This is a genomic window from Mesorhizobium sp. M4B.F.Ca.ET.017.02.2.1 (assembly GCF_003998955.1).
Taxonomy (GTDB): domain Bacteria; phylum Pseudomonadota; class Alphaproteobacteria; order Rhizobiales; family Rhizobiaceae; genus Mesorhizobium; species Mesorhizobium abyssinicae.
The window spans coordinates 1-6,888 of the sequence record NZ_RZOF01000337.1 but is presented as its reverse complement, the minus strand read 5'-3'; the positions used below and the strand labels follow the sequence as shown (position 1 = coordinate 6,888).

5 protein-coding genes, 1 tRNA gene and 1 pseudogene are annotated in these 6,888 nt (G+C 66.8%); all 7 read right to left on the bottom strand.

Annotated elements, in window-relative coordinates:
• Positions 1 to 287: 287 nt before the first annotated feature.
• Positions 288 to 372 (bottom strand) — tRNA-Leu (locus EN738_RS28260).
• A 330-nt stretch (positions 373 to 702) separates the two neighbouring features.
• Positions 703 to 1,323, bottom strand: a complete 621-nt coding sequence (locus EN738_RS28250) for a 2,3-bisphosphoglycerate-dependent phosphoglycerate mutase (RefSeq protein ID WP_127286529.1) — start codon at positions 1,321 to 1,323, stop codon at positions 703 to 705.
• A gap of 93 nt (positions 1,324 to 1,416) precedes the next feature.
• Positions 1,417 to 2,238, bottom strand: a complete 822-nt coding sequence (gene dapB / locus EN738_RS28245; RefSeq protein WP_127286528.1) for a 4-hydroxy-tetrahydrodipicolinate reductase — start codon at positions 2,236 to 2,238, stop codon at positions 1,417 to 1,419.
• On the bottom strand, positions 2,235 to 4,091 hold the full coding sequence (locus EN738_RS28240; RefSeq protein ID WP_189524344.1) for an ABC transporter ATP-binding protein: 1,857 nt from the start codon (positions 4,089 to 4,091) through the stop codon (positions 2,235 to 2,237). Before EN738_RS28240 ends, dapB begins: the two co-directional genes overlap by 4 nt.
• Positions 4,092 to 4,216: 125 nt before the next feature.
• Entirely contained in the window at positions 4,217 to 5,236 is a 1,020-nt protein-coding gene (locus EN738_RS28235) for a glucokinase (protein WP_127286527.1), read from the bottom strand.
• A gap of 332 nt (positions 5,237 to 5,568) precedes the next feature.
• Positions 5,569 to 6,675, bottom strand: coding sequence for a penicillin-insensitive murein endopeptidase (gene mepA / locus EN738_RS28225; protein WP_127286526.1), 1,107 nt, complete (start codon positions 6,673 to 6,675; stop codon positions 5,569 to 5,571).
• 82 nt (positions 6,676 to 6,757) lie between these two features.
• Positions 6,758 to 6,888 (bottom strand): annotated as a pseudogene (locus EN738_RS36485) (NAD(P)-dependent oxidoreductase); the annotation flags it as partial.

Below are 6,888 nucleotides of genomic sequence, written 5' to 3'. Positions count from 1 at the left end.
TATAAGAGACAGTCGATGTCCACTTCCGCCAGGACAGGAAACATCTGGTCACGGCGGGCGGCGATGGTCGGGCTGACGGAGGGGGCCATGGGGCGGACCGTAGCGCCGGGGCCGATGAGTTTGAAGCGGTTTGTTGGGACACTGCCCTCGCCTCTTCGTCACGAAGGTCAGAGGCCAGCGGCTAATCTCGAACGTCGCAATTCGCGCTCAAGTGGCATCCGATGCGAAAGCCGGCGAAAAACGACAACACTGCGGAAGGCGCTAATCCCGTTGGCAGTCGGGATAGATGGTGCCCAGAAGAGGACTCGAACCTCCACTCCTTGCGGAACACGGACCTGAACCGTGCGCGTCTACCAATTCCGCCATCTGGGCTGGTGCGGGCTCATGTAAGCGGGCAAGCGGTGTGTGTCAACGCGCTTTTTTGCCGATGTCGGCACTGCCCCTCATCGCCCTGCCGGGCACTTCTCCCCGTATAGTGACGGGGAGAAGGGGCGGCCGCATCGTCGGCGCCTTGTTTGCAACCTGGTGATTGGCGAAATCGGCGACGACAGCGCCCCTCTCCCCGTCACTATACGGGGAGAGGATGCCGGCAGGTAGGTGAGGGGCGGCACAGGCGTCGGGCAAAAAGGGGCGGACGGAAATCAGACCGGAGGTGATTGGCCCGGAGAGCCACCGCCCCTGGCTCCCGCCGCCGGCGAAAGCTCAGCCTTCCAGCACTTCCTTCGACGCCACGGTCGAATCGGCGTTGAGCGTGTAGATCACTGGCACGCCGGTGCCGAGCTCGAGCTTGACGATCTCCTCGCCGCTCTTGCCGTCCAGCGCCATGATCAGCGCGCGCAGCGAATTGCCGTGCGCGGCCACCAGCACGGTCTCGCCACGCAGCACGTGCGGCTGCAGGTCGTGCAAGTAATAGGGCCAGACGCGCGCGCCGGTGTCCTTCAGGCTTTCGCCGCCGGGCGGCGAGACGTCGTAGGAGCGGCGCCAGATATGCACCTGCTCCTCGCCCCATTTCTTGCGCGCGTCGTCCTTGTTGAGGCCGGAGAGATCGCCATAGTCGCGCTCGTTCAGCGCCTGATCACGGATGGTCTTGAGATCGCTCTGGCCGACCGCGTCGAGGATGTGCTGGCAGGTCTTCTGCGCCCGGATCAGCGCTGAGGTGAAGGCGATGTCGAACTTCAGCCCGCGTGCCTTGAGCTTCTGGCCGGCGGCCTTGGCCTCGGCATGGCCCTGCTCGGTCAGGTCGACGTCGCGCCAGCCGGTGAACAGGTTCTTCAGGTTCCAGTCGCTCTGGCCGTGGCGCACGAGCACGAGGGTTCTCGACATGTTTGCTCCTTCGAGTTTGAGCAATTCCAGGAAAAGTGTGTCGCGGTTTTCCGTCCGGAATTGCGTAGAACAAAAATATTGGAAGAGGCCGCCTCAGCTCAGGCCGAGCACGTCCCGCATCGAATAAAGTCCGGGCTTCTTCGCGCGAGCCCAAAGCGCGGCTTTTACGGCTCCGCGCGCGAAGATCGCCCGGTCCTCGGCATGGTGGGACAGCGTGATGCGCTCGCCGGTGCCGGCCAGCACCACCGAGTGGTCGCCGACCACCGAGCCGCCGCGCAGCGTGGCGAAGCCGATCGTGCCCGGCTTGCGCACGCCGGTATGGCCGTCGCGCACGCGCACGTCGTTGCCGGCAAGCGGGATCTCGCGCCCGGCCGCCGCTGCTTCGCCGAGCAGAAGCGCCGTTCCCGAAGGCGCGTCGACCTTGTGGCGGTGGTGCATTTCCAGGATCTCGATGTCGAAATCGTCGCCGTCGAGCGCGCGCGCGGCCTGCTCCACCAGCACCGCCAGCAGATTGACGCCGAGGCTCATATTGCCTGATTTGACGATCGTCGCGTGGCGGGCAGCTGCCGCTATCGCGGCGTTGTCGTCCGCCGAGCAGCCGGTGGTGCCGATGACATGGACGATGCGCGCCTGCGCCGCGTAGCCGGCGAATTCGACGGTCGCCGCCGGCGCGGTGAAATCGAGCACGCCGTCGGCCTTGGCGAAGGCAGGCAGCGGATCGTCCGATATCGGCACGTTGATGATGCCGATGCCGGCGAGTTCGCCGGCATCCTTGCCGAGATAGGGCGATCCCGGCCGCTCGACGGCGCCAGCGACGCGCGCCCCCGGCATCGTGTGGATGGCGCGGATCAGCGTCTGGCCCATGCGGCCGGCCGCGCCAACCACCACCAGGCCCATATCGCCCGTTTCGCTCATGCCTCTCTCCCGACCGCCCTCTTCGCGCGGCTGCGCGGCGGCGGAGTTTGGATGGGCTTGGCGTCGTCGACAAGCCCCAGACCCTTCTTGCCCTGCACCCGGTGGAAACGGGCATAGACGCTGTGCGGATCGGCCATCAGCAAGGCATGGGTGCCTTCCTCGACCAGCCGGCCCTCTTCCAGCACGATGATGTGGTCGGCATTCACCACGGTCGACAGCCGGTGCGCGATGACGATGGTCGTGCGCCCTTCCATGACATGGGTCAGCGCCTCCTGGACGCGCGCCTCAGCCTCATTGTCGAGCGCCGAGGTCGCCTCGTCGAGCAAAAGGATCGGCGCCTGGCGCACGATGGCGCGGGCGATCGAGACGCGCTGGCGCTGTCCGCCGGACAGCGTCACGCCGTTTTCGCCGACCGGCGTGTCGTAGCCTTGCGGCTGCTGGCGGATGAACTCGTCCGCCGCCGCCTGCTTTGCCGCCCATTCGATCTCCGCATCCGTGGCCGAAAGCCGGCCATAGCGGATGTTGTCGCGGATCGTGCCCTCGAACAAATAGGGCCCCTGCGAGACATAGGCGATCGAGCTGCGAAGCGAATGCTTCGTCAGCCTGGAAATGTCCTGGCCGTCAACCTCGATGCTGCCGGCCTCGACATCGTAGAAGCGCTGCAGCAGCGCCACTAGCGTCGACTTGCCGGCGCCGGATGCGCCGACGATGGCCGTCACCTTGCCGGCGGCGGCGGTAAAGCTCAATTCCTTGAGCACCGGCGCGTCGGCGGCATAGCGGAACGAGACATTATTGAAACGCACCTCGCCGGTGGTGATCCTCGCTTCGACCGCGCCGGTCGCATCGCCCTGCTGCGGCTGCTGGTCGAGAAGCTCGTAGATCATGCGCGCGTTGACCAGCGACCGCTCCATGCCAACCTGCATGCGCGCCAGACGCCGCGCCGGATCATAGGCCAGGATCAGCGCCGTGATGAAGGAGAACACCGCGCCCGGCGGCTGGCCGAGGACCAGCGCCCGGTAGCCGGAATAGGCAATGACGCCGGTGACGGCGAGGCCGGCCAGCATGTCGGAAATCGGCGTCAGCCGCTCCGAGACGCGAGCGATCTTGTTGCCCCGCTGCTCGGCACTCTCGGCGAGCTTGCCGATGCGGCGCGCCAGTTCGCCCTCCATGGTGAACGCCTTGACGATGGCGATGCCTTGCGTCGCCTCCTGCATGGCGCCGATCAGCCGCGAGTTGATCTGCACGGATTCGCGCGCGATGCGGCGTACGCGGCGCATCAGATAGACGACGGTGTAGATCAGCGGCGGTCCGATCAGCAGCGACGACAGCGACAGCAGCGGATCCTGGTAGATCATGACGCAGATGAGGCCGAGCAGCGTCACGCCGTCGCGCGCGATCGAGGTCAGCGTCATCGACAACAGGTCGCGGATGCCGTTGATGTTCTCGTTGACCTGCGCGGCGAGCTGGCCCGAACGGGTGTCGTTGAAGAAGCCGACGCCGAGCTTCATCAGGTGGTCGAAGATGCGGCGCTGATAGCGCGCCACCAGATTGTTGCCGATCCGCGCCAGCGTCACCGCCTGGCCATAGGTGGCCAGCCCGCGCAGCGTGAAGGAGCCCATGATCCCGGCGCAGATCAGCACGATCAGATCGCCGCGTCGCTCATAGAAGATCTGGTTGACGACCGGGCTCATCACCCAGGCGGTGAAGGCCGTCGTTGCGGACACGGTCAGCAGGCACAGGGTGGCGAAGATGTAGGCTGAGCGGTATTCGCGGCCGTTTTCGGCGATGATGCGGCGCAGCACCGCCCAGGTCTCGCCGGGCCGGGCTATCGCTTGGTGTTGAAGCTGGTTCAAATCGAGGGTCGTTCCGTGGTTCCGTCTGGAAATTCGGCACCCCTCTTAGCGTTCCCGTCGCGGCTTGCCTATGGCGAAACTTCGTCGCGGCGCGATTCGCGATCCGACAACCAGGGCGCGAAGCGCTACACCCGCCAGTGCCGCCCCGCCGTCTGCACGCCGAACAGCGAGGGATTCCTGGCATAGGCGGCGAGGCCGAGAAGCGCCGCCAGCGGATGCGTGATGACATAGACCGGCATCGCGCGCAGCAAGGCGCTGTGCGGCGCCTTGTCCTCGAAAGCGGCGCGGAAATTGCCCGCTTTCAGCGCCGGCACGATCTTCTGCGCGATGCCGCCGGTGAGGAAGACGCCGCCCCGGCTCATGAACACCAGCGCCAGGTCGCCGGCGGTGCGGCCGAGGCAGGTGACGAACAGCGACAGCGCCTCCTCCGCCACCGGGTCGGACTTCGCCAGCGCCGCGCCGGTGATCTCGGCCGGCGCGCTGAACGGCGCCGGCTTGCCGTCGGCCTTGGCCACCGCCCGGTAGACATTGACCAGGCCGCGCCCGCACAGGATCTGCTCGCCGGAAACGCGGCCTTCGAGCCGCTCTATATGCGGGAAAACCTGGAAATCGCGTGGCGAGCGCGGGCCGATATCCATGTGTCCGCCTTCGCCGGGCACCGGTATCCAGTGGTTGAGCGCATGGATCAGCCCGGCAACGCCGAGCCCGGTGCCGGGGCCGAGCACGACGCGGCTGGCGTTCGGTTCCGGCGTGCCGCCGCCGATCTTCTCCATATGCTCCTCGCCGAGCGCGACGACGGCCAGCGCCTGCGCCTCGAAGTCGTTGAGCACGACGACCTCGCTGAGCCCCAGATTGGCGAACATCTGCCTCGGCTTCACTACCCAGGGGCAATTGGTGAGCGGGATCTCGTCGCCGTCGACCGGCCCGGCGATCGCCAGCACGGCCGAATTCGGCCGCACCGAGGAACGGTCGAGCACCGCCGCCTGGATCGCCTCGTCGATGGTGTTGAAATTTGCGGTCTGGACGATCTGCGGCTCGGTCGGCTCCGAATTGGCGTCGAGCACGATCGAGAAGCGCGCATTGGTGCCGCCGATGTCGCCGATCAGGACCGGAAACCGCAGCGTTGTCTCGTCTTCACCTGCCATGCTATTGCTCGTCCCCGTTCCGGCAGTCTGCCGTTTGTCTCTTCGTTGAACTAGCGCATGGGCTTGCAAAGGGAAAGCCGCCTCGCGTCAGCTTGAAGTTCGTCCTTTTCAGCGTCTGCGCCGCCCCTCGCCTGCCTGCCGGCACCCTCTCCCCGTATAGTGACGGGGACAGGGACGCTGTCATTCGCGATCTCGCCGACTACAGGCGTCTCAAGAAGGAGTGCCAGCGCTGCGGCATGCCCCCCTTCTCCCCGTCACTATACGGGGAGAAGTGCCCGGCAGGGCGATGAGGGGCGGCGCCTGCTTCGACAATTAGCCCGGAATGCCTGGCGTCAGTTTTCCGGCCTTGGCCGAGGCAGTGGAATGCCGATTTTCGGGGTCGGCGCAAAAGCGCTTGCCGAGGCCGGCAGCGCCGCGGCACCAACCGGCACCGTCGGTTCCGCCACGGGCGGTGGCGGTTCGGCGGCCGCGATCGGCACGCTGTCGCCCGCGATCGGTAGGCCGTCGCCATGATAGGTGACGGCTTCCGCCGAAGCCGGGTTTGGCGCGTCCAGCACCGCCCGGCATTCCTTCGGCAGGTTCGCCATCGTCATGATGTCGCGCGCCTTCGGCGCGTCCGGGTTCTTGTTGGGGCGCCAGGGCTCCGCGGTGAACCACCAGGCCAGCGGCTTGCCGCAGCCGTCATCGGCCGGCGTCGCTTCTTGCGCCTTGCAGGCGTGCGAGCCAGGCTGGCAGCCGATGCGCATGTGGAAATGATAGTCGTGGCCCCAGAACGGCCGGATCTTGCGCAGCCAGGAACGGTCGCCCTTCACCGTGTCGCACAGCTTCTTCTTGATGCCCGGATTGACCAGGATACGCTCGACCTCGGGATAGCTCGCCGCGCGCTTCAACAGTTGCGTGTGCCGCGTCGTCCACAGCGCGTCCTTCACCAGATGCGTCTTCTCGTCGACCATCAGCGTTGCGCTCATCGATTCGCGCTGCGCCATCGACAGCGGCCGGCTGGGCATCGGCGTCAGCCAGATGTCGGCGTCGAGGCCGATCTGGTGCGACGCGTGGCCGGTCAGCATCGGCCCGCCGCGCGGCTGCGAGATGTCGCCGATCAGAAGGCCGGGCCAGCCGTCGGCATGCGCGTCGCGCGCCAGCTTCTCGATCAGCGCGATCATCGCCGGATGGCCCCAGCGGCGGTTGCGCGAGGGGCGCATCACTTCCCAGCTCGGTCCGTCCATCGGAATGGCGACGCCGCCGGCGAAGCAGCCCTTGGAATAGAAGCCGAAGGATTGCGCCGCCGCCACCGCCGGCAGCTTCTCGGCCCCGAACAGGTCTTTTGCCCGCGGCTCAGCCGTCAGCGCGCCCGCCGCCAGCCCGGCCAGCGCCAGGATCGCCAGCGTCGCCGTCAGGAACGGCCGTCTGACGGGCAATGATCGCAACGAGGTCACCATGAAGCCGCATCCCTCTCCTGTCGCGCCGCCCGAGCCTCGAGAGCGGCCGCGACGCGAATCATAGCATGCCCGGCGCCGCGCTTTAATCAGCGCGTTTAATCGGGCTGCGCGGCTCGCCCTCGCGCCAGCTGCCGTCGGCCCATATATGGTCGAGGGCCGAGCGGTAGTCGGGGAAGGCAAAACGATAGCCGGCCGCCTTGATCGCGGCGTTGG